We start from the raw sequence: 19,270 nt of genomic DNA on the forward strand, positions 1-19,270 counted from the left end.
CGTATAGTCGGCACGGGGTTGTTTTTTATCCCCTACTCTGCCGCACCGTTCCACTCCCAAACGCCCCCTGATCATGCAAGATAAAGAAGAAGAACGCTCCCTTATTATGGTAGAGCAAAAGCTGGCCAAAGACGGTTTTACCGAAGATTTTCGGGTTGCTGACGGCCGCCTGCGCCCATTTAGCTCCGAAACCATCAGCTACGGACCCGAAGACGTAACCATCGTGGATTTTTACCGCTTCGAAGGTGAAAGCGACCCCGATGATATGTCTATTCTTTACGCCTTGGAGTGCTCCGATGGTACGCGTGGCACAATTTCCTCCGCCTACGGCCCAGCCGGCGACTCTGATAGCCTAGAGTTTCTTAAGCTGGTAGAAGACTTAGGCAAAAACCTCAAGAAGGACCACAAATAAGAATTGACAAGAATCTAAAAAAGCCCCCCAGCAACGTGCTGGGGGGCTTTTTTAGGTTAAGGATTTTATTCACGCTGATTATCAGCTCTTGTTGGTATCCACTTCTTCGTTTTGCAGGGCAATAGGCAAAACAGATCCGCCAGGCACATGAAGTGTTCGGATGGGGAAGGGAATGCTGATGCCGACCTCGTCGAAGGCTTTTTTAATGCTCATAATAGCCGCACTTTTAGCCCCTACGAAGTCGACTTGCCGCTTGTAAGGAATCCAGAAGCGGAGCTGAAACGTGATGGCGCTGTCGGCAAACTCCGTAAACATGACTTCTGGAGCCCGCTCGCGCACAAGGTGAGGCACCTGCTGCACGGCTTCTAATACCACTTCCCGCACCTGCTCTAGGTCAGAATCATAGGCCACACCGCAGTCCAGATCGACGCGGCGCATGGTGTTGACGGAGTAGTTGATCAGCGCATTCTCGAACACTTTGCGGTTAGGCACCAGCACCATTTCGCCGGTGGGCTGGCGCAAATCCACGGTGCGCAGCCGGATGCGCTCAATCACGCCAAAGTAGTCGTTGGTCTTAATCATGTCGCCCACATTGAAAGGTCGCTGAATGGCGATGATGATGCCGCTGATAAAGTTGGCCGCAATGTCCTGAAAGGCAAAACCCAAGGCCAGACCGATGATACCCACACCAGCCAGCAGGGAGGTTACGGTCTTGTCAAGGTTGAGAACCGACAGCACGAAAAACAGCCCGAACAGCAACACCACAAAATACATCAGCGTCGAAATCAGGCTGTTGATTGTGACGCTGTGCGATACGCGCGGCAGAAAGCGGGTCGCTACGCGTTTTACTAGCCGCGCGGCAAATATGGTCACCGTCAGCAGCAAAATGGCAACCACCAAGTTGGGCAGCATTATCACAAACTGCTCGGCCCAGGCAACGAGCTTATCGGTGACGAGGTTAAGCGTATTTGAAAAATCAGAAGTCAAGGCAAATACTGCTTGTAAGACCATAGAAGGAAATGCAGAAGTGCAACATACGAAAAGCCCGTAGGCGCGGGCTGCTGCACTAGTAACAACGCGCTCAACAGGATAGAGGTTCTACCGACATCTAACACGCGTTCATTCAGAGCTGCTATTTCGGCCCCGCAGAATCAGCTTTGTAGGCAACAGAAAAGCATCCTTAGCCCCACACTCGGGTACCTTCGGTGCAGTTGCGGCACATCTCAATCTGGTCGCGGCCTTTGAGCAGGGAGGCGCGAAACTGCCGGTATTTTGGGCCCTGCCACAAGCCGCGGAAAGTTTGCTGAGATAAGTCACCAAGGCGATACTCGGCGTCTTTATCGAAGCAGCAGGGCACCACTAGCCCGTCCCAGGTGATTACACAGGAGTGCCACATCTTCCAGCAATGGTTGAGCAGGCGGTTTTTGATACTCCAGGTGCCGTTCTGGTTGTTCTCGTAGCGCGAGTAGTAGTCGATGGTCGGGATGAGGGGCGAGCCATTCTGGTAATCGTAAATCTGAGCGGTTTTAAACCACACATCGTCTACGCCCATTTCCTTCGCCAGCCGCTTGGCATCCTCAATCTGGTGCTCGTTGGGCTGCACTACCAAAAACTGAAACACCACACGCGGTGTGCTCGATTTTAGCTCTTTGCGCCAGCGCAGCACATTGCGCGTCCCCTCCAATACCTTGTCAATCTTGCCCCCCACGCGGTATTGTTGGTAGGTTTCCTGAGTTGTGCCATCCAGCGAGATAATCAACCTGTCTAGGCCCGACTCCACGGTACGCCGAGCGTTTTGGTCGTTGAGGTAGTGAGCGTTGGTGCTGGTAGCGGTATAAATGCCCTTATCCGCGGCGTATTTTACCAATTCCAGAAAATGAGGGTGCAGGTAGGGCTCGCCCTGAAAATAGAAAATCAGATACCAGAGCCGCGCCGCTACTTCGTCGATCGTACGCTTGAATAGCTCGTCGGGCAGCATGCCGGTGGGCCGGGTAAAGGAGCGGAGCCCGCTCGGGCACTCTGGGCAACGCAGGTTGCAGCTAGTGGTCGGTTCAAACGACAAGGCCATAGGCAGCCCCCAGTGACGCGCCTTGCCGGTTAGTTTGCTCAGGGCGTAGCTTCCCACTACCTGCGCAGTATTGAGCGCCCGGCGCGGCGTGGTTTTGGAAAGCAGATTGAGCGCGTCGGTGAGCGTGGAGGCCATGGTGCGGGCAAAGGTCGGTAATGCCTGAACAATAATGCCCCTAAAGTTTAGCCAGCACCTCTAAGGCACAAAAAAGCCCCCCATGCATGTCGTATGGGGGGCTTTTCATGAAATGGGGCTGTGTTATTTTACCTTAATGTCACCCCGGATTTCTCCGCCCGGAAAAGCAGGAGTATGCAGATTCACATAAAACCCGTTGTTCAGCAATAAAGCTTCATCCGCTTCGGTGAAAGTAGCTGTTGCTGTGATAGGGGAGGTGAGTTGTGGAAGTGGGTGAACCACTGGACCATTCACACCCGGCATACCGCGATGCAAGTGTCCCGCTTGCGGTGTCAGGCCCGTATACGTTACCGTGTAGGTCAGTACGTTGGTATCCTTGTTATACACGCCCGAAAAAGTGCCCGTAGCAGCCGATGGAGTCGGTGGCACTTCCTGACTACCGTTTATCACAGCTGTCAAAACTACATTTGGGTTTGGAGCAGGCTTAATGATCTTACGCAGATCATCCAAGTTTACTTGGTCGCAGGACGAAAACGCCACCAGGCTAAAGGCCAGGAGGATACCGGAAGTGAGTTTTTTTAGCATTGGTTAGGTAGTAAAAGGTGGGTTATAGGAAAGAAGGAAAGTGGAGCCCGCTGGCGCGGAAAATTGAACCAGAAAACATGTTAGCAGAACTTACGACAAAGCTCCGCATCTGGTTCATAACAATTTGGCTTTCTTGTATTTCCTGCCAAAACGCAGTTCGTCCTATAACGGAACGATTGCTCCCCTAACTTCCCCATTCGGAAACTCAGCGCTATGCAAATCTATATAAGTGCCACTAGAGAGCAATAACGCTTCGTCTGCTTCCGGAATGGTTGCCTCGCCTCGGGGCAAGAAACCAAAAAGAAGAGGTAATTCCACTATAATGGGTCCATTGGTGCCCGGCGTACCCCGGTGTAGATGCACGGGTGTAAATGTTGAAGGTGAAAAGACACTACTCGAGTAGTAGGTCAGTACATTGGTATCCTTGTTATACAATAAATTGAAGGAGCCTGTGACAGTAGAAGAAGTTGGCGGCACTACCTGGCTACCGCTTACTTGAGCTGTGAGAGCTACTTGAGGACCAGGAACAGGAGCAGGCGTGGGCGGCTGCCTCATGATAGCACCCCGGGTTACGATAACGAGCGGGTCCCCCTCACGAAATCGCGTCTCTGCATCCACATACAGATTACCATCCAGCAGCACAGCTTCATCAGCCTCAGTTAAGGTGATGGTTCCATTCGTGGTCGAAGGCAACGTATAGGCTATGGGCCCGACAGTCCCTGGCGCGCCGCGGTGCAGGTGTAGCACCTCTGGCGGACCAGCCCCAAACGCAGAGTTTAATGTCACAGTATAAGCCAGAATGTTGGTCTGCTGATTATAAGTACCCGCGAAAGTGCCTAAGCCCCCACTACCTGCTGGCACAAGCTGACTACCCGTGAGTCTCGCGGATAGGGAGATGTCGGGGGTGCTAGGAGGTGCCTTTTTGCGTAGCTCATCTAGGTCAAACTGGTCGCAGGCGGAAACAGTAACCAGACTTAGCAGGAAGAGAAAGCCGGACGTGAGTTTTTTTAGCATGGGTAAGGAGGATGAAATGAGCTTTTATCACCTTAGTATCAATGTGGTTAGGCTAGACCTAAATGGTTTTATTGCCGACTAATAGGGCCCCGGAGTTCGCCCATCGGAAAAAGCTGAGTATGCACATCCACATACATCCCATTGTTGAGCAGTAAGGCCTCGTCTTCCTCGGAAAGGGTCACAGTAGTCCCGATGGGCAGGGCGAGGGAAGGAAAGGAGAAAACAATAGGCCCGTTCGTCCCGGGTGCCCCGCGGTGTAGGTGAGCTGCTGTTACTGGCTCAGATAGTGTCCCGGTAATGAATTCACCACTTCTATAATAACCGATAGTAGAAACCAGTACGTTAGTTTGTGGATCGTAGAGGCCTGAATAAGTACCCACAGCTCGTGACGGAGGACCTAATACGACTTGGCGGGCATCCATATTATTGGATGTCAACGCTATTTTGGGCCGGGGGGCGGGCTGCCCATTACCTCGCCAGTCTTCTAGGCCGAACTGGTCGCAGGCGGAAAACGCTACGGAACTTAATGCCAAAAGGCAATAGCCGGTAAGTTTGTTTAGCATAGGTTGGGAAGTGAAAAGTGGGAGATAAGAGCCAAGGAAAATAACTGTTGAGGTATAAATAGCGTGAGCTAAATCACTCATTTGAATGTAAGAAAAAGCTTTGTAATATTTCCACAAGTATTTGAATTTCTGATTGTTGAGTTGAAATATAATTCTATTGCCGCGGTTTTATACCATCTCTCGGAACCCCACTCTAGTCCTACCGTTAATCAGTATCTAACCCTGATTTGCTACTATGAAAATTCCAGTTGAAAAAGGCCATGAGAAAGGTTTTCTGCCCGATGGCCGCCACGTGGTCGAGATTACCGATATTCAGGAAGGCACCAGCGAGCACCAGAATGTGCCATTCTTTGCGGCGCGTATGGAAAACGAAGACGGTTTCCTAACTCAGCGTTTCTACACTTCGCCAGCCGCCATGCCCATTTTGCTTTCTCTCTATTCGGCCGTTGGCATTCATGCTGAGGGTGGCAAAGACCTTGACACCAAGCAATTGCTGGGCAAGAAGCTTTCCATTGAGGTAAGCGACCATACTTACGCCGAGCCAGCTTCCGGCGCCGAGCGCACTATTAAGCAAGCAACCGGCTTCCGCGCGGCTTAGCTGCTTTCTGTAAAGCAAAAAAGCCCCCCAGACTAGTTTTGGGGGGCTTTTTTGCTTTTAAATCAGGTTACTTCTCGCTTCCTACTGGCAATGCGCTGGTATATGTAGAGGCCTTTCCAAATGACTCTTTTATTTCGTCGATGGCTGCGTGGCTGCTCAGGCGCTTAGGCTTGGTATTGAGGAAAGAGCCATCTTCTGCCAGCAGAAAATACGAAGGCACTTCCTGCAAGGCGTAGGCCCTAGCCAGCGCTGAGCGCAAGCCGCCCGCAGCCCGCACATGTACGCCCGGCAGCTTCTTGCTCACCACCAGCTGCTTCCAGGCAGGATCATTCTCATCGAGGGCAATGTTGAGAAACACGATATTCTTGCCTTCAAACTTCTTCGCTAAATCCTGAGCATACGGCAGGTCGCGCAAGCTCAGGCCGCTGGTTGTGCGCCAGAAGTTCAGATAGACCAGCTTGCCAGCAAAATCGCGCAACGATACCGTGTCGCCCTTCACCGTCACGAGCTTGAAATCGGGGGCCGGCGCACCAATAGCGAAGGCCTTATGGCTTTCAAAATCGCGCTGCAACAGCGGATAAAACTCATTTTTAGGGTCTACACTGCGGAAGTCAGCCAGCATAGCCGCCGATTGCTTCACGTGTCCAAACCGAAATGACTCCTGCAGAATACGACCCATAATTAAGGGCTTTACTGGACCGTCCAGCTGCTTTTTAGCTAGGTCATAGCACACCCAGTAAAAATCGGGGTCGGAGCGGTGATGATTGGCAGCTACCGCCGTGTAATGGATGTAGTTCAGCAAAAACTCCTGGTGCTGCTCGCTTTGGGAGGCACTGGGATTGTTTATAAGCTTCGCATCGTTGAGGAAGCTGTAGTACTCAGGCGTCATTTTCAAACGGCCTTCGGTGGCTACTACCTGCTCGCGGAGGTCTTGGAAAGTGAGGCGGTCGTTGGCGTAGCTATAGTCAATCTCAGCTTGGGCATAAGCCTTGAAAGCAGCCGATACCTGATTATCCTGCGCGTAGCCGTCCAGAAACTTCTGCTCGGCCTTGCGGCGGTAATCCAGAAAACTCAGGAAGCCGGGCTCGTAAAGCATGATATTATCGGGCAGCACCTGAAAGCCATCGTTCTCGATAAACTGCTCATCTAGCTCAACCAGATAGCTGCTGGCTGCTGAGCCAGGGCCTTTGAACTTAATGCTGGACGCTAGGTCATTGCTTTTGAAGCGCACTTCAATTGCGTTGCCCGGCTCTAGAAACAAGTCGGCTACGTCGTCGCCGTACACCAAGTCGGCACGAGTAGGGCCCGGCACTGCCACCGCCAACCGAAACTCCCCCTTGCTATCAAGGCGCGCGTACGTGATATGTTCCTTGGGGTCAAGCGGATGCTCGCGAAAAGAAACGGCGATGGTATCGGTCTTGTGGTTGCTCACCTTACCAGTCAGCACAACGGTGCCCTGCGCCCGACCTACGACGGGAGCCAACAGCGCAACGGTCAGCAGACCAATAAGAAAGCGGAAAGGCGATTTTTTTGAAGCAGAATTCATGCAGTAGGCAATCGACAGCACGGAGGATCCGTGGTGAATACTTAGCTAAATACTAATGTCTGATTGAACGGATCAATTCAGTATATTCTAGGGATAAGACAATTCTTACCCCGAAGATAAGGCATAAAAACCTATAAAGTCCAATATTCCGGTTTACTTTTTCGTAACGTCTTATCAGGGTATCAGTTGAAATTTAGGAAGGTAAGCTGCGTAAAAGCTCTCATAGCCACTATAGAAGGGACAAAAAGGTATTTTACCGGAATAGCTGGAGCTATTGTATAGCTGTTACCAGCTATAAACATGCCTAAATTTTTTACCCAAACAGGCCTGTTAACACTTCGTCTAGCCTCCCAACCGGGTGTACTCGAATACCAAAGCGCCCCAAGTCCAAACCTCGAGCATTAAACTGCGAAATGTACATTTCCTGAAAGCCGAGCTTTTCTGACTCTGACAAACGCTGATCGAGCCGACTGACGGCCCGTATTTCGCCGCTCAATCCAACCTCGGCGGCTAAGCAGGTTTCGCCGCTGAGCGGAATGTCGTTGAGCGAGGAAACAACGGCCGCACACACTGCCAAATCGAGCGCCGGGTCTTCGAGGCGCAGGCCGCCGGCAATGTTTAGAAAGACGTCGTGTTGCCCTAGACGCAAGCCGCTACGCTTTTCGAGTACAGCCAGCAGCATTTGTAGCCGTTTGGAGTCGAAACCGGTGCTGCTGCGCTGGGGTGTACCGTATGTGGCGGGGCTTACAAGGGCTTGCACTTCTACCAGCAAAGGCCGGTTTCCTTCCAACGTAGCTCCTATGGCAATGCCGCTCAGGGTTTCGGTGCGCTGACTCAGCAGTATCTCCGAGGGGTTGGATACCTGGCGCAAACCGGCTCCCTGCATCTCGTAAATACCCAGTTCAGAAGTAGAGCCGAAGCGGTTTTTGATGGTGCGCAGAATCCGGTAGCTCAGGTGCCGATCGCCCTCAAACTGAAGCACCGTATCCACCATGTGTTCCAGAATCTTGGGGCCGGCAATGGATCCGTCTTTGGTGATGTGACCGATGAGCAACACGGGCACGCCGGTTTCCTTCGCGTACTTAAGCAGCTCGGCTGTGCATTCCCGCACTTGCGACACCGATCCGGCCCCCGACTCCACTAAGCCAGATTGCAGGGTTTGAATAGAATCGACCACCACCACATTGGGTTGTAGCTGGTCAATCTGGCGGAAGATATTTTGGGTGTTGGTTTCGGTGAGGATGTAGCAGCCGGGGTGCTGGTCGCCGAGGCGCTCAGCCCGCATCTTGATTTGCTGCTCGCTTTCCTCCCCCGATATATAAAGCACCTTGAGCTGGCGTAAGCTCATGGCTATCTGCAACATAAGCGTGCTTTTGCCAATGCCAGGCTCGCCGCCAATGAGGACCAGAGAGCCGGGTACGAGGCCGCCGCCGAGCACGCGGTTTAGCTCACCGTCGTGGGTGTCGATGCGGGCTTCCTCTTCGTAGTGAATCTCGCCGATGGGTCGGGGCTTTGCGCTGGTTTTGGCACTGGGCGAAGCCGTGGGAGGCTTCCAAGAGCCGGTAGATTGGTTATTTTCTTTTTCTACTACTTCCTCCACGTAGGTGTTCCACTCCCCGCACGACGGGCAGCGGCCAATCCATTTGGCTGACTGGGCACCGCATTTTTGACAGAAATAAAGGGTCTTGATTTTGGCCATGAATCGGTTCGGATGAACGTATAGAATGCTCAGCGGGAAGGAAAAGTTTGGCAAGATCGAGATTTGCCGGGGCTCACTGGTTCTGGCTGTCGGTGGTGGCAAGTATTAGTAGCGCCAGATCAGCTAAAATTGAATTGGGCTTATCTTGCTTTGGGTCTTTAAGCGTTTGTAGTCCGCAAAAAAGTCCCCCGGCTGGCCGCAGTTGAGTTTCCCAAACCCAAGCTGCTGGCGGCTTGTTATATAGCGATTTACTCTCCCTTAGTTATCGTATAATATGGTTAGTCTTGCTCCTACTGATCTGGCCGCTGTTCCGGCATTTGCCGATTTGCCCCCCGAAACCATCGATTGGCTTCTAACCCACGGCGAGCGACGTGAATATGCGGCGGACGAAGTCATTTTTAAACCCGGCGACCCAGCCGAGTACATGATGGCCTTGCTTCAGGGTGAACTGCAGTTTTTCGCCGTGCGCAATGGTAATCGCGAGCCTATTTTCCGAGTGAGTGCGGGGCAGGTGAGTGGTGTGCTGCCGTATTCGCGGCTACGTGTTGTAAATGGCTATAGCATAGCAACAATGCCTACCGTTGTATTTGTGCTGCACCGCGACCTGTTTCCGGAGTTGGAGCGGACGAGTCCGGAGCTGACGCAGCGCTTAGTGGCCCTGATGAGTGACCGCGCCCGTGATGAAGCCCGCGGGCAAGAGCGCGACGACAAGCTGCGCGCCCTCGGCAAGCTGTCGGCAGGGTTGGCGCACGAGCTGAATAATCCGGCGGCGGCCATTGCCCGTGCTTCGCAGGCCTTACAGGAGCTGACCCTGGCCAAACCCACGCAGCTTTTGGACTTGCTTCAGCACTGCCCCACTCCGGAAGCGTTGAAAGCCTTGACCCTGCTAGCCACCGAAATAACCACCAATGAGAAGCCTATGTCGGCGCTGGAGTGCGCTGATTATGAAGACGATTTGGCCGATTGGCTTGAAGAACAAGGAGTAGCCGATGGCTACCGCCTCGCGGCCGGACTATTGGAGGCCGGCGTCACGAAGGATACACTTGCCCCCGTAGCCGCCGACTTACCCAAGGCGGCTCTGCCCGCCGCTTTTGCTTGGTTGGAAGGCCAACTCACTACGCAGCGTCTCATTCGGGATGTGCAGGAAGCCGGCGGCCGGATCAGCACCTTGGTGGCCAGCGTGAAAACCTACTCCCACATGGACCGCGCCACCGACCGCGCGCCCTTAGATGTACACAGCGGCCTGGAAAGCACCCTCACCATGCTGGGCCACCAGCTACGCGCCAAAAAGATCCAGTTGAAGCGCGATTTTGCCCCCCAGCTTCCGTTGGTGCGCGGCCAAGTCAGCAGCCTCAACCAAGTGTGGACGAACCTGCTCGACAATGCCATTGACGCTGTGGCCACCGGAGGTGAAATTACGGTGCGCACTCATTTGCAAAGCGGATTTGTGCGCATAGACATTATCGATAATGGTACAGGCATCGCGCCCGATGTGCTGAATCATATTTTTGAGCCCTTCTTTACCACCAAGGAAGCGGGCGCCGGCTCCGGCTTGGGACTCGATATTGCGCAGCGTATTGTGCGCAGTCACAACGGACGCTTGGAGGTAAGCTCGGTGGCCGGTCGCACCGAGTTTAGCGTGTGGCTTCCTGCGCTTACCTAAGTCCGGGGGGCTTTTTCTGGCTGGTACGAGAGTAGTTGAAGTAAAAAAGCCCCCCAGCGCGTCTGTACCTTTGGATTGAATCTGTAACATATGAACGTCATGCAGAGCACAGCGAAGCATCTCGCGTGCTGATGAGAGGTTAGTACTCCCACTAAACACGCCAGATGCTTCGCTCCGCTCGGCATGAGCACCTCCTACTAACATGACGTCTACTAATCTATTAATTAGTCTATAGTCTACTAAGCACGAATCAACGCCATGAAAAAGCCAGTTCTTCTTGTTGTGGATGATGATCCGCAGGTGCTTAGCGCCATCGACCGGGATTTGCGGAGTGAGTTTCGCCGCGACTATCGGGTGCTACGGGCCAGCTCGGGGCCGGAGGCATTGGAAATTCTGAATGAGCTAGCTACCCGCGCCGAACCGCTGGCCCTGCTCCTGGCTGATCAGCGCATGCCCGAAATGGAAGGCGTGGAGCTGTTGGAAAAGGCCCGAGTAATTTTTCCAGATGCCAAGCGGGTGCTGCTCACGGCCTACGCCGATACGGAAGCTGCTATTCGAGCCATCAACAATGCCCACCTCGACTACTATCTCCTAAAACCCTGGGACCCGCCGCAGGAGCTACTCTACCCCACGTTGCGCGACTTGCTGGCTGCCTGGCAAGCGCATTATAAGCCGCGCTTTCAGGGACTTAGGCTGATCGGTTTCCAGTGGTCGCCGGTTTCTCATGAATTGAAAGACTTTCTGGCGGGCTACATGGTCGCGTATCAGTGGCTGGATTTTGAAACGAACCCTGAAGCGGCTACGCTGTTGCAAAGCACGGGCCTCACACCCGCCGATTTGCCGGTAATTGTGTTTGAAGATGGCTCTGCGCTGGCCCGCCCCGAGCGGGCGGCGGTGGCCCTCAAAATAGGCTTGTCGCAGAAAGCTTCCGCCGAGCTTTATGATGTGGTTGTGATTGGAGCCGGCCCGTCGGGACTGGCGGCGGCGGTATATGGTGCTTCGGAGGGGTTGAAAACGCTGGTCATTGAGCGAGGCTCACCTGGCGGACAAGCCGGCAGCAGCTCGCGCATCGAAAACTACCTCGGTTTTCCGACGGGCCTGAGCGGCGCCGAGCTTGCTCACCGGGCCTGGGCACAAGCCATTCGGCTGGGCGCCGAATTATTAGCCCCCCAGGAAGTCACTAATCTCTGTCTGCAAGACGAGTACAAAGTATTGACCCTAGCCGATGGCAGCGAAGTGCGGACTCGTGCGCTGGTGCTGGCCACCGGCGTAAGCTACCGCACCTTGAACGTGCCCGGCGAGCATCATCTGAGCGGCGCCGGCGTGTACTACGGCGCGGCTCGCACCGAGGCCCGTTCCTGCGACCAGCAGGATGTATATATCGTGGGCGGCGGCAATTCGGCCGGGCAAGCTGCCATGTACCTAGCTTCGTACGCCCGCCGCGTGTTCATCCTGATTCGAGGTGAGTCGTTGGCGGCTTCGATGTCAGCGTATCTGATTGACCAGATTGGGCAAACGGAAAATATTGAGATTCTGCCTTTTGCCGAGGTGAAGGAAGTCCGCGGGCAGGATCATCTAGAGGAAGTAGTCATTGTAAACCGCGGGCAGGAAGAAGTGCGGCCGGCGCGGGCCATGTTCGTCTTTATTGGGGCCAAACCTAGCACCGAGTGGGTACAAGACATTATTCTCTGCGATAAGCGCGGCTTTATGCTTACGGGCCGCGACTTAGTGACTGACCCACGTTTTGCGGCGGCTTGGAAGCGCAACCGCGAGCCGTATCTGCTCGAAACCTGCGTGCCGGGCATCTTCGCCGCCGGCGACAATCGGGTGGGCGCTATGGCGCGCGTGGCGTCGGCTGTGGGCGAAGGCTCGATGGCGATTAAGTTTGTGCACGAATACCTGGATGAATAGGCGTAACAAGCGGTGAGTTTTAGCCACTATCGCCTGTCCTGATTCGCCTAGCGTTGCATAACACACCTCGTTATTTAGCCTCTTATATTTTACAACTCGTTGAATTAATGTTTTTTACTTTAATACCCCGTATTCGTCAGGCTATTCTTCTGACGGCGGCTACCCTGCTACTTACGGGCTGCGAGCTGTTTGAATTCAGCCCTAACGATGTACGCGCCGCCGACCGTGACCTGACGGCCAAAAACCTGGCGCGCCTGCAAGCTCAGCCAAAACCAACCGGCGGTGACACGCTGCGCTTCGTGTTTACCGGCGATTCCCAACGCTTTTATGATGAAGTTGGCCCGCTTGTGGAAAGTGTAAATCGTCAGCGCGGCATCTCTGCCCTCGTAATAGCCGGCGACATTTCCGATTTTGGCTTACGCCGCGAGATGCAGTGGGTTAATGACCGCTTGCGCCATTTGAAGGTGCCTTATCTGACCGTTATCGGCAACCACGACCAGGTAGCTAACGGCCGGCAGGCATATCAGGAGATATTCGGGCCGCTGAACTACACGTTTACCTACGACCGCACCCGCTTTATTCTCATCGACACGAATAGTCGCGAGTATGGCTTCAATGGGAAAGTGCCCGATGTAGGCTGGCTACAGCAGCAACTAGCTGATACCGTGGGCATACGTCGCCAAATTGTGCTTTGCCACGTGCCGCCGAGCAACGAAGATTTCGACCCTACGCTGGTGAAACCCTTCACTGAGGCGCTGGCAAAAGCCCCCCGCCTGCTTTTTCACCTCAATGGTCACGCCCACAGCTTTAGCATCGGCGAGCCGTTTGCGGATGGCGTGACCTACATCAACTCCTTTGCTTTTGAGAAGCGTCAGTACGTAATTCTGACCGTGTGGGGCGCTGATCAGTTTAAGCTCGAGAAAGTCGCCTTTTAGCTATGCGTATTTTTTTACTTCTAGGGGGCTTTTTTGGGTTGATTCTATCTGCATTGCCAGCGGCAGCCCAAGCCCCAACTGACTCGGCAGCAACCCTTTCGGTGCAGCGCTGGTATGTGCCAAAGCACGCTGTGCTGCAAACGGCCGGCGGCATCGGCATGGTGAGCGGTGGTATGGGCTATAGCCTGTTACGGCAGCGGCTCGACGTGGATGTGCTGGCCGGCTACGTGCCCCGGCACTACGCGGGTAACAAAGCGCTGGGCATTTTTACCCTCAAAACCACGTACACGCCCTACACCATTACACTTCGCGATGCCGCGTGGCGCATGCACCCGCTGTCTTTTGGCGGCTTAGTGAACTATACCCCATCACGCACGCTCAACCGCTCCCGCGACAGCAAGTACTATAAAGGCTACTATTGGTGGTCATCGACGGTGCGCTTCGGAGCCTTTTTAGGCGGGAGGGTCACGCGCGAATTGAAACCTAATGCAACGGGCCGACAGCGGGCAGTATCGCTTTACTATGAATTGGGTACCAATGACTTGTACGTGGTGAGCTTAGCTACCAACTTGTCGGGGCTGAAAATAACGGATGTGCTGACGTTGGGTGTGGGGGGCAAATTCACTTTTTAGACGCGTGTAATCCCAAGCCAAAGCTTTACAACTCATTACCAGCCAGATAAGCAGCCCGTGCGTTGGCGAGCAGCCGCATAATACTGGTGCGCTGTCGCAGCAGCTTTTCTATAGCCGGGCGCTGCTGCCGAAACAGCCGTAGCACCCGCAGGCGTTGGCGACGGTCCTGTAGGTTATTCCAGTAATAAAGAGCGTAGAACCCGGTAATCGGCAAGCTCAGGGCGTAGAGGGTAGTCAGGCGCCAATCCTGCACAAAGTAGTGTACGAGGGCAATCTGGGCGGCGTAGGCCAGGCTGAAGGTAACCATGCCCGTCACCATCAGGATAGGAGCCACAAACTCAACTTCCTTGGTGGCGCGCTGGGCCACCATTGATGGAATCCGATAAGGCAGGTAATTATTCACTACGCCATACACATACACGGGGAAGCCCAGCGCCAGCTTCAACGCCGTTTTTGCCCCCCGCAGCCACCGTTCGCCTTTGTTGCTCGACTCCAACGACTCATCTGTGAGGCGCAATGCGCGCAACTCTTGCATGTACTCGTTTAGCTTCTCGCGCACTTCCTGCAAGCGAGCCGGGTCGTGTTTTTCGAAGTAGATAATAGCCTCCGACAAGTTGCGACTAAGCTCGAAGTTATCGTAAAGGGTTTCGTCATCGTCGGGGGCGAGGTGTTCGCCGAAGGTGCGCTCCACTTGCTGCACCAGTTCGTCTTCGGCCGCGTCGCGGGTTATGACCAGGTTTTCCTCCAGCCGCCGCCGAATTTCCTCAGTCAGCTCATCGGCGGCTGCGATGGGATCTTGAGCGTACAGGGCCGCAAAATCGGTTACCTGAATAGGTAGGGCCACATTGAGCAGCACATCGGAGCGAAACCGGCTGGGGTCGAAATAATTAATGCCCACCGGCAGAATCTGCACCTCGCGCTTGAAGTCGTGGCGCGCTGCCGCGCCCAGGGCGATGCGAGCGGCGCCGGTTTTGAGGGGGCGCAGTCGCCGCTCGGTCACGCTGGTGCCTTCCGGGAAAATCATGATGGTGCCGCCTTGGTCGAGGTAGTCGTAGCTGCGGCCGAATGTGGCTTCGTTGCGCCGGGCTAGCTCGGCCGGGCTTACGTGGGCGGCGTCTTCGCCCTCCGCATCCTGGCGCCGGTAGATAGGAATGGAGTTGGTTTGAGCCATCAGCCATTTCATAAACGGTCCCTTAAAAAAGGTGCTCTTCGCCAAAAAAGCCACTGAGTCGCGCCGATTGGCGGCTACTATCAGCGGGTCCATGAGTGTATTCGGGTGATTGGCAGCAATGATAAGCGGCCCCGGAGTTTGCAGCCGTTTGCGGTGGGGCACTTCAATTCGACGGAAGAAAACGCGCAGCCCCAGTTGAATCAGGGGCTTGAGTAAGGCGTACGACAGCATAAATGGGAACAGTAAAACGTTAGCGAAAGTCAGGATTATTTCTCAACCCGGTATCTTCGGCAAGGCTTTGCTGCCGCATTCATTTTTCCTGCTCTATTCATGCGTCTCGTCTTCTCGTTTTTTCTCGCTTTCCTGCTGACCTTGACTGCCGCTTCGGCCCAGACTGATAAAGCCGAATTAGCCGCCCTAAAGCAAGCTAATGACCTGGTAGCCCAGCGCAAGTACAACTCGGCATTCGTGCTGCTCCAGCAGTTTGACCGCCAAAACACCCGGCCGGCAATAGTGATGCGCAAGCAGGAAATTGCCTTGTCGTACCACATTACCACCCGTGAGTATGAGACTTTTTCGATGAAGGATCTGGCCTTGGTAGAAACGCTGGAGCAAATGCGCGCCCAGCGCTCCTACGACTCGGCATATCGGTTCCCCATCGAGACGGCTCTGCTCAACCTCAAGCGGCGCAACCCCACCAATTACAAGCTTGATAAAGCCCTGGGCGACTATTATTACAGCGCCCAGCAGTGCGATTGTGCTGAGAAGGCGAAGGGCGAGGACCGGCTTTTTGCCCTCATGGTCCGGCATTATGAGGTGGCTCACCTGCGCGGCTACGGCGATTATCTATCTTATTACGCTTTGGGCTATGCTCACGAGCGCCTCGGCAACTTTGCCCAATCGGTGGCGCCTTTCCGGCGTTCTATTCAACTCAAGAAGGATTTTCCCGATGCTCATTACCACTTTGCTTACTCTTTGCTTGAGCTGAAGCAGCTAGAAAAATCGCGGGATGAGGTGCGCATTGCCCTCAACCTGTACAAGGATGAGCAGTTCAAATCCGACGCCGCTTACATGCTGGCCGATATTGAGGAGCAAATAAAGCGCAAGGCTGAAGGCCGCCCCCTCAAGACTTCAGCCCGCTCGAAGCCCCGCACCACTCCGGCCTCCACCGACCCTGAGCCCATCGACCCCACCGAGCTAGCGACAGTAAAACCCAAGCTGCTGGCTGCCCTCAAAGGCAACAACAAGCCGGAGATTGTGCGGCTTACCAATCAGCTTTACCAATTGGCACCCAAGGATGAAAGCACCTACCGTGAGCTGCTCGATCTGTATGTAACTAATAATCAGGCGCCCGACCTGATTACCTTTCTCACCGAGCAGGCGGCGGTGCCCAATCAGGAGCCGCTGGCGCAAGGCTACCAGCGCTTATACTTGGGGCACCTGTACCTCGATCAGAAAAATGCCCCCCAGGCGCACAATCAGCTTGTGCTGGCTCGTCAGTTTTTGGTGCAGGCCCTCCCCGCCAATAACCCAGCTTTCGCCGTGATTGATCAGCTGCTTCAATCCACTTCTCAGGAATAGGCTGGGGGCAAATTACCTGTGTTGTTTGAGTTGGCGGCACACTTAAACCAGCAGACTCAAATCACTTTAAAAGTAATTTTTGGTACCAGTCCAAGAAGTATAGAGAAGATTGCATGTACTTATTCTGATTTTTAATTGACTATAAATCAGAACGCTACAACCACAACCACTGCATAACGCAGTGATTGGCACGGTTTTGCAATAATACCTTGCAACGCTCAGCTATTCCGAAGTGCACATAGCGACTAGCGGCGTTTCTTTTCTCCTTCTCTACTATTTCCTGGATATGAAAAATCTGCGTCTTTGCGGTCGCCTGGCCGCGCTTGCTCTTCTCCTTTCTACTGGCTTTGGTGTTCAGGCCCAGGTTCGGCAACCCTATAATGCGCCTTTAGCGCCCCGTCCGAAGCAATATTCCACTACCACTTCTATTGCTGCTCCTGGCCGGGGTGTACAGTTTGGCCTCCGGGCGGGCGTCAACGTTGCCGATTGGTCGGGTGATGCCGTGCAAAGTGTGCTTGATGTGGCCGAGTTGACCAATGGCGCCGTGACGCGCGAAATGAAGCCCGGCTTCCACGCTGGCTTGTATGCAACCCTGCCCCTGGGCTCTCACTTCGCCATTGAGCCCGGACTGATCTATTCCGAAAAAGGCACCCAGCTCGCGGGCCGTGTTCCTTTTGAGCGGTTCGACTTCCTGAATACTCGCGTAACGGCCACTGCCCGCATGGCTTATATTGATGTGCCTGTACTGGCCAAGGCTTACCTCACGCGCGGCCTCTACATCTATGCCGGCCCGCAGGCGTCGTACTTGGTGAGCAATAAAGTACGGGTGGAAGCCGGTGCTTTAGGCTTCTCGGCCTTCAAACAGGATTTCGACGTGCGCAACCAATTCCGGGAGTTGGACTTTGGGGTAGTCGGCGGGCTGGGCTATCAGTTCGACAGCGGCCTGGGCCTGAGCGCTGGCTACGACTACGGCCTTACTTCCCTGGATAAAAACGACCGTTTCGACGCTCAGAACCGTGTGATTAAAGCTTCAGTAAACTTTTCTTTCTAGTTCCGCGCCCTATTCTTTCAACAACCAATAAAAAGCCCCCCGGATATTCTGGGGGGCTTTTTTGTGGCCAACAGATTCCTTTTTTTCCTTGTGCCAGAAGCCGAGTTCTCCAAATGCCTCTGATAGCTAAGTGGTAAGCAAGGAAGCTGGCTGGCGCTTAAACACATCCTGCAAAGCCTGCCGGGCGGCATGGTGCCCACACATGCCATGCACGCCGCCACCCGGAGGCGTGGAGGACGAACAGATATAAATGCCTTTAGCCGAAGTGCGATATGGCGATGCACGGATCACAGGCCGAGTAAAGAGCTGCGTCACATCCAGCAGGCCGCCGTTGATATCGCCGCCTACTAAGTTGCTGTTAAACGCTTCTAGCTCGCTTGTATTGAAGGTATGGCGGGCCAGTACCCGGTCGCGGAAGCCGGGAGCGAATCGTTCTACCTGGTTTTCAATAGCCGTGGCCATGTCAACGCGTGAGCCGTTGGGCACGTGGCAATACGCCCACGCGGTATGCTTGCCCGCTGGCGCCCTGGTTGGGTCGAAGAGGCTTTGCTGGGCCAAAAGCACAAAGGGCCGCTCGGGGTGCTTGCCTTCGCTGGTTTGCTGCTCAGAGGCAGTTATTTCTTCCAATGAGTTGCCCAGATGTATGGTGCCGGCCTGGCGGCACTCAGGCGCGGTAAATGGTATCGGCCCATCCAAGGCCCAATCGACTTTAAACACGCCCATACCGTAACGGTAGCGCTCCAGCTGCCAGCGGTAGAGAGACGAGAAGGTATGGCCCGCAATTTTGAGCAACTGCCGCGGCGTGACGTCGAAAAGTACGGCGTGGGTGGAGGGCAGTTGCTTGAGGGAGCTAACGGGAGCATTCGTTTCAATTTTGCCCCCCAGCGACACGAAATAAGAAGCCAGCGCCCGCGCTATAGCTTGGGCACCGCCCTCCGGTAGCGGCCACCCGCGCACATGCCCCATAGCCATCAGTACCAATCCGATGGCCGAGGTAGTGACGTTGGTAAGGGGCTGAATGGCATGAGCGGCCATACCGGCCCACAAGCCTCGCGCCTCCAGTGTCTGAAACCGTTTGGCCAGCATCGTAGCCGAAGTAACGGCGTCGAGGCCGAAGCGGGCCATAGCTAGCGGATGCTTCGGGATGCGCAACGGTCCCAGAATAGCAGGTGCTAGCACTGGCCAGTCGCGCACGATGGGCTGGATCAGTTGCCGGTAAGCCTTTTCATCGGGACCCAATTGGTGCGCCGTATCGGCTAAGGAGGCGACCAGAGTGGCAGCCCGACCGGTATCGAAGGGGTGAGCGGCGGCTACCGGCGGAGTGAGGAAGTTCAGGCCATGTTCGGCCAGGGGCAAGGTTTTGAAAAACGGTGACTCTGCCGCTAGCGGGTGAATGGCTGATCCAATGTCGTGCACAAAGCCGGGCAGCGTGAGCTCCGCCGAACGCAGTCCGCCTCCAATAGCATCTTTAGCTTCTAGTATCAAAACGGATAGGCCGGCTTGCTGGAGCGTAATAGCTGCCGCCAGCCCATTCGGCCCTGAACCGACAACTACCGCATCGAAATCACGCTTATCCACTAGAAATGGCTGTTATAAAGTACAAATTGGTTAAACGAGGCCGCGCCTGAAAGGTAACGAACCGTTAACAATCCAAAAGGCGGTCATGCAGAACGCAGTGAAGCATCTCGCGTGCTGATGCTGGATTA

Annotated in this window: 17 protein-coding genes; 8 read left to right on the top strand and 9 right to left on the bottom strand. The window is 54.5% G+C overall.

Features of this window, described 5'->3' with window-relative positions; all coding sequences use genetic code 11:
• The first annotated feature begins 73 nt into the window (after positions 1-73).
• The gene (locus H8B13_RS15420; protein ID WP_187311717.1) at positions 74-412 is read left to right on the top strand and encodes a hypothetical protein; all 339 of its coding nucleotides are present in this window, start codon (positions 74-76) and stop codon (positions 410-412) included.
• An 81-nt stretch (positions 413-493) separates the two neighbouring features.
• Here the strand turns inward: H8B13_RS15420 and H8B13_RS15425 are convergent, their stop codons facing one another.
• From H8B13_RS15425 to H8B13_RS15445, 5 genes are all read right to left on the bottom strand, one after another.
• On the bottom strand, positions 494-1,423 hold the full coding sequence (locus H8B13_RS15425; protein WP_187311718.1) for a mechanosensitive ion channel family protein: 930 nt from the start codon (positions 1,421-1,423) through the stop codon (positions 494-496).
• A gap of 169 nt (positions 1,424-1,592) precedes the next feature.
• A complete protein-coding gene (locus H8B13_RS15430; protein ID WP_187311719.1) occupies positions 1,593-2,615 on the bottom strand; it encodes an SPASM domain-containing protein in 1,023 nt (340 codons plus the stop codon).
• A gap of 123 nt (positions 2,616-2,738) precedes the next feature.
• Positions 2,739-3,200: a CHRD domain-containing protein gene (locus H8B13_RS15435; protein ID WP_187311720.1), complete on the bottom strand. Its 462-nt coding sequence runs from the start codon at positions 3,198-3,200 to the stop codon at positions 2,739-2,741.
• 162 nt (positions 3,201-3,362) lie between these two features.
• Positions 3,363-4,214, bottom strand: coding sequence for a CHRD domain-containing protein (locus H8B13_RS15440; RefSeq protein ID WP_187311721.1), 852 nt, complete (start codon positions 4,212-4,214; stop codon positions 3,363-3,365).
• A gap of 68 nt (positions 4,215-4,282) precedes the next feature.
• A complete protein-coding gene (locus H8B13_RS15445; protein WP_187311722.1) occupies positions 4,283-4,777 on the bottom strand; it encodes a CHRD domain-containing protein in 495 nt (164 codons plus the stop codon).
• 235 nt (positions 4,778-5,012) lie between these two features.
• Between H8B13_RS15445 and H8B13_RS15450 the strand changes: the two genes are divergently transcribed.
• Positions 5,013-5,375, top strand: a complete 363-nt coding sequence (locus H8B13_RS15450) for a hypothetical protein (RefSeq protein ID WP_187311723.1) — start codon at positions 5,013-5,015, stop codon at positions 5,373-5,375.
• Positions 5,376-5,442: 67 nt separating this feature from the next.
• Here H8B13_RS15450 and H8B13_RS15455 read toward each other — a convergent pair whose 3' ends face one another.
• Both H8B13_RS15455 and radA read right to left on the bottom strand, forming a co-directional pair.
• Positions 5,443-6,921, bottom strand: coding sequence for a TlpA family protein disulfide reductase (locus H8B13_RS15455; protein WP_187311724.1), 1,479 nt, complete (start codon positions 6,919-6,921; stop codon positions 5,443-5,445).
• Positions 6,922-7,234: 313 nt separating this feature from the next.
• Positions 7,235-8,620, bottom strand: a complete 1,386-nt coding sequence (gene radA / locus H8B13_RS15460; RefSeq protein WP_187311725.1) for a DNA repair protein RadA — start codon at positions 8,618-8,620, stop codon at positions 7,235-7,237.
• A 274-nt stretch (positions 8,621-8,894) separates the two neighbouring features.
• Here radA and H8B13_RS15465 point away from each other — a divergent pair, with 274 nt between their 5' ends.
• The 4 genes from H8B13_RS15465 to H8B13_RS15480 all read left to right on the top strand — a co-directional run bounded on the left by H8B13_RS15465 (position 8,895) and on the right by H8B13_RS15480 (position 13,761).
• Positions 8,895-10,283, top strand: a complete 1,389-nt coding sequence (locus tag H8B13_RS15465) for a sensor histidine kinase (RefSeq protein WP_187311726.1) — start codon at positions 8,895-8,897, stop codon at positions 10,281-10,283.
• A 258-nt stretch (positions 10,284-10,541) separates the two neighbouring features.
• On the top strand, positions 10,542-12,194 hold the full coding sequence (locus H8B13_RS15470) for an FAD-dependent oxidoreductase (RefSeq protein ID WP_187311727.1): 1,653 nt from the start codon (positions 10,542-10,544) through the stop codon (positions 12,192-12,194).
• Between the two features lie 107 nt (positions 12,195-12,301).
• On the top strand, positions 12,302-13,129 hold the full coding sequence (locus H8B13_RS15475; RefSeq protein WP_187311728.1) for a metallophosphoesterase family protein: 828 nt from the start codon (positions 12,302-12,304) through the stop codon (positions 13,127-13,129).
• Between the two features lie 2 nt (positions 13,130-13,131).
• Positions 13,132-13,761, top strand: a complete 630-nt coding sequence (locus H8B13_RS15480) for a hypothetical protein (RefSeq protein WP_187311729.1) — start codon at positions 13,132-13,134, stop codon at positions 13,759-13,761.
• A 25-nt stretch (positions 13,762-13,786) separates the two neighbouring features.
• On the opposite strand, the gene H8B13_RS15485 is transcribed toward H8B13_RS15480, so the two are convergent.
• Positions 13,787-15,163, bottom strand: coding sequence for a lysophospholipid acyltransferase family protein (locus tag H8B13_RS15485; protein WP_187311730.1), 1,377 nt, complete (start codon positions 15,161-15,163; stop codon positions 13,787-13,789).
• Between the two features lie 99 nt (positions 15,164-15,262).
• On the opposite strand from H8B13_RS15485, the gene H8B13_RS15490 reads away from it, so the two are divergent.
• Both H8B13_RS15490 and H8B13_RS15495 read left to right on the top strand, forming a co-directional pair.
• Entirely contained in the window at positions 15,263-16,513 is a 1,251-nt protein-coding gene (locus H8B13_RS15490; protein ID WP_187311731.1) for a hypothetical protein, read from the top strand.
• A gap of 286 nt (positions 16,514-16,799) precedes the next feature.
• Positions 16,800-17,564: a porin family protein gene (locus tag H8B13_RS15495; RefSeq protein ID WP_187311732.1), complete on the top strand. Its 765-nt coding sequence runs from the start codon at positions 16,800-16,802 to the stop codon at positions 17,562-17,564.
• 126 nt (positions 17,565-17,690) lie between these two features.
• On the opposite strand, the gene H8B13_RS15500 is transcribed toward H8B13_RS15495, so the two are convergent.
• The gene (locus tag H8B13_RS15500; RefSeq protein WP_187311733.1) at positions 17,691-19,142 is read right to left on the bottom strand and encodes a phytoene desaturase family protein; all 1,452 of its coding nucleotides are present in this window, start codon (positions 19,140-19,142) and stop codon (positions 17,691-17,693) included.
• Positions 19,143-19,270: the final 128 nt, after the last annotated feature.

Source organism: Hymenobacter sp. BT188, from assembly GCF_014333585.1.
GTDB lineage: Bacteria > Bacteroidota > Bacteroidia > Cytophagales > Hymenobacteraceae > Hymenobacter.

What these genes read in the sequence shown, in the direction of transcription:
- H8B13_RS15420 (WP_187311717.1), top strand. Translation starts at nt 74, where the DNA reads ATGCAAGATAAAGAAGAAGAACGCTCCCTTATTATGGTAGAGCAAAAG.
- H8B13_RS15425 (WP_187311718.1), bottom strand. Translation starts at nt 1,423, where the DNA reads ATGGTCTTACAAGCAGTATTTGCCTTGACTTCTGATTTTTCAAATACG.
- H8B13_RS15430 (WP_187311719.1), bottom strand. Translation starts at nt 2,615, where the DNA reads ATGGCCTCCACGCTCACCGACGCGCTCAATCTGCTTTCCAAAACCACG.
- H8B13_RS15435 (WP_187311720.1), bottom strand. Translation starts at nt 3,200, where the DNA reads ATGCTAAAAAAACTCACTTCCGGTATCCTCCTGGCCTTTAGCCTGGTG.
- H8B13_RS15440 (WP_187311721.1), bottom strand. Translation starts at nt 4,214, where the DNA reads ATGCTAAAAAAACTCACGTCCGGCTTTCTCTTCCTGCTAAGTCTGGTT.
- H8B13_RS15445 (WP_187311722.1), bottom strand. Translation starts at nt 4,777, where the DNA reads ATGCTAAACAAACTTACCGGCTATTGCCTTTTGGCATTAAGTTCCGTA.
- H8B13_RS15450 (WP_187311723.1), top strand. Translation starts at nt 5,013, where the DNA reads ATGAAAATTCCAGTTGAAAAAGGCCATGAGAAAGGTTTTCTGCCCGAT.
- H8B13_RS15455 (WP_187311724.1), bottom strand. Translation starts at nt 6,921, where the DNA reads ATGAATTCTGCTTCAAAAAAATCGCCTTTCCGCTTTCTTATTGGTCTG.
- radA (WP_187311725.1), bottom strand. Translation starts at nt 8,620, where the DNA reads ATGGCCAAAATCAAGACCCTTTATTTCTGTCAAAAATGCGGTGCCCAG.
- H8B13_RS15465 (WP_187311726.1), top strand. Translation starts at nt 8,895, where the DNA reads ATGGTTAGTCTTGCTCCTACTGATCTGGCCGCTGTTCCGGCATTTGCC.
- H8B13_RS15470 (WP_187311727.1), top strand. Translation starts at nt 10,542, where the DNA reads ATGAAAAAGCCAGTTCTTCTTGTTGTGGATGATGATCCGCAGGTGCTT.
- H8B13_RS15475 (WP_187311728.1), top strand. Translation starts at nt 12,302, where the DNA reads ATGTTTTTTACTTTAATACCCCGTATTCGTCAGGCTATTCTTCTGACG.
- H8B13_RS15480 (WP_187311729.1), top strand. Translation starts at nt 13,132, where the DNA reads ATGCGTATTTTTTTACTTCTAGGGGGCTTTTTTGGGTTGATTCTATCT.
- H8B13_RS15485 (WP_187311730.1), bottom strand. Translation starts at nt 15,163, where the DNA reads ATGCTGTCGTACGCCTTACTCAAGCCCCTGATTCAACTGGGGCTGCGC.
- H8B13_RS15490 (WP_187311731.1), top strand. Translation starts at nt 15,263, where the DNA reads ATGCGTCTCGTCTTCTCGTTTTTTCTCGCTTTCCTGCTGACCTTGACT.
- H8B13_RS15495 (WP_187311732.1), top strand. Translation starts at nt 16,800, where the DNA reads ATGAAAAATCTGCGTCTTTGCGGTCGCCTGGCCGCGCTTGCTCTTCTC.